The sequence below is a fragment of the Dolichospermum circinale AWQC131C genome (assembly GCF_000426905.1).
GTDB lineage: Bacteria > Cyanobacteriota > Cyanobacteriia > Cyanobacteriales > Nostocaceae > Dolichospermum > Dolichospermum circinale.
Window position 1 is genome coordinate 7,429 of record NZ_KE384616.1, and the last position, 1,957, is coordinate 9,385.

Below are 1,957 nucleotides of genomic sequence, written 5' to 3' on the forward strand. Positions count from 1 at the left end.
AGAAATAGCAGATTTATAAATATTCTCTTCTGATTCATAAACATCTGCAAAAGATGCTATTGCTTCCTTTAATTTATTAACTGCATCTTCTTGAGTATTTCCCTGTCCAACAATACCATTTTCTAAACACAAACCCACCCAATAACTGGAACTTTGTCTGAGAACAACTGTGTAAAAGTTCATTTTTGTTTTCCTATAGATTAAATTTAGGATCAAGAGAAAGTATTAAGCAATAGCAAACTCAGTAAACTTACGAGTTTCTGGATCATGAAAAGCTAACACAATATCCTCTTTCGGTACACCTTCTCTTAATAACTCCGTTGCAATACCTTCCTGGGTCCAATCTTCCTCAATGTAAATCTTCTCATTTTTAATGCGAATATGAACATGAGTTGATTTTAGTCTTTTATCTTCTTTCCAATCAACTGTTAACCACAAATAATGATCGTGAGTTTCATCAAATACTAAACAGGTTTCAGTATTATAATCAGGAGATTTATGAACCAACTGATCATATTCTGTTAAAATACTTTTAATTAACTCCCGATATTTTATAATTTTATCCATGATTGAATCTCCTGTTTTTTATCATTAAAAACAATAAAGTTAAGTTGATGACGTTTAATTACAGGTTGGATGGATTTTCTTTGAAAGAAAGTATTAAAAATTGTACTTCTTACTGCTAAATACAGTTCATAATCTTTATGAGAAAATTCGAGAAAATCACGATATAAAAGATATTGCCCTAAAGCATTTTGAAAATCATTCATTGGTGAAGGATTAATAAAACTTTTGATTTCTACTACAATTATACGTTTTTGTTTTTCAGGCAATAAAGTCTTTTCAGCTAATAAATCAGCATAAAGGTTATCATCTTCATATTCAACAGTATAAGGATCAGCCATAATTGTCCAACCATCTTTAATTAAAGCATTTTTCACCGCTTCATGGTATATGTCCTTTGCTGGCATTTTTCACCCCGATAATCAACTATTATATTATATAGCAATCCTGAACAGTTTGTGAGAAAATACGTAGATAAAAATCCTTGTTTTATAAGCATTTTAGCCTTGTTGAACTCTCACGTATCATTTAGGATTGCTATAACATTCAGGTGAGTTCATCAAGACCCACCCTAACCTAAATTATACCAAAGCCGCTTCTCCTTACTAATCACCCTCCCCTCATCCTCAAAACCAACAATTTGATCACATTAACAACATACTTTTCACATCTTCTAAAGACATTGAAACACTATTCTTTTCTTCTTCCTTAGCATCTCTCAAATCTCGTAAATCTTCCAAATCTTCTAATAATTCCTGAATCTTCAAAAATTCCTCATAAGGTAAAACCGCAAATTGTTTTTCACCATTTTTTGTTAAAAACTCAGGATGTAATTCAATCATTTTTTAACCTCCTATTACTCATAAGCTTTACTACGATGCTTAACCCTATACACGATTATAGTTTGTTCTGCTAATTCAAACAAAATTCGATAATCACCAACTCTTAAACGATATTCTGGAGTAAAATTTGTTAAGCGTTTCACATCTCCTTGTAAATCATCTTGCATTGCTTCAATTTTATTGATAATGCGTTCTCTGTCATTTACAGGAATTTTCTGTAAATCTTTAATCGCTTTGGGTTTAAATTCTATCGTAATTGTCCAACCATCTTTAATTAAAGCATTTTTCACCGCATCATGGTAGAAGTCTTTCGCTGCCATTTTTACCCTGTTTATTAAGTAGTTATTTTGGCTAATTAATATAATTATACTAATTTATTTAATAGGCGATCGCACTTCATCCCACCTACATCAAACAGCGATCGCACTTCATCCCACCTACATCAAACAGCGATCTATCTTGGAACAAGAACCCAAAGTTCACCATCGTAAGCACCCGTTGCTGGATTATAGGGTTGATCTGCTAAACTCAGAGACCTATCTGAAATTCGG

At 32.1% G+C, this 1,957-nt stretch carries 5 protein-coding genes; all 5 read right to left on the reverse strand.

From position 1 onward, the window contains the following. On the reverse strand, positions 1–183 hold a 183-nt coding region (locus tag ACIR131C_RS22665), incomplete at its 3' end, for a type II toxin-antitoxin system HicB family antitoxin (protein ID WP_231395456.1). Between the two features lie 42 nt (positions 184–225). Then, on the reverse strand, positions 226–567 hold the full coding sequence (locus ACIR131C_RS0112680; protein WP_028090498.1) for a XisI protein: 342 nt from the start codon (positions 565–567) through the stop codon (positions 226–228). Further along, positions 552–971, reverse strand: a complete 420-nt coding sequence (locus ACIR131C_RS0112685) for a XisH family protein (RefSeq protein WP_028090499.1) — start codon at positions 969–971, stop codon at positions 552–554. Before ACIR131C_RS0112685 ends, ACIR131C_RS0112680 begins: the two co-directional genes overlap by 16 nt. A gap of 237 nt (positions 972–1,208) precedes the next feature. Continuing rightward, positions 1,209–1,406, reverse strand: a complete 198-nt coding sequence (locus tag ACIR131C_RS0112690; protein WP_028082818.1) for a hypothetical protein — start codon at positions 1,404–1,406, stop codon at positions 1,209–1,211. Between the two features lie 14 nt (positions 1,407–1,420). Next, a complete protein-coding gene (locus tag ACIR131C_RS0112695; RefSeq protein WP_071604957.1) occupies positions 1,421–1,726 on the reverse strand; it encodes a type II toxin-antitoxin system RelE family toxin in 306 nt (101 codons plus the stop codon). Between the last annotated feature and the right edge of the window lie 231 nt (positions 1,727–1,957).

What these genes read in the sequence shown, in the direction of transcription:
- ACIR131C_RS0112680 (WP_028090498.1), bottom strand. Translation starts at nt 567, where the DNA reads ATGGATAAAATTATAAAATATCGGGAGTTAATTAAAAGTATTTTAACA.
- ACIR131C_RS0112685 (WP_028090499.1), bottom strand. Translation starts at nt 971, where the DNA reads ATGCCAGCAAAGGACATATACCATGAAGCGGTGAAAAATGCTTTAATT.
- ACIR131C_RS0112690 (WP_028082818.1), bottom strand. Translation starts at nt 1,406, where the DNA reads ATGATTGAATTACATCCTGAGTTTTTAACAAAAAATGGTGAAAAACAA.
- ACIR131C_RS0112695 (WP_071604957.1), bottom strand. Translation starts at nt 1,726, where the DNA reads ATGGCAGCGAAAGACTTCTACCATGATGCGGTGAAAAATGCTTTAATT.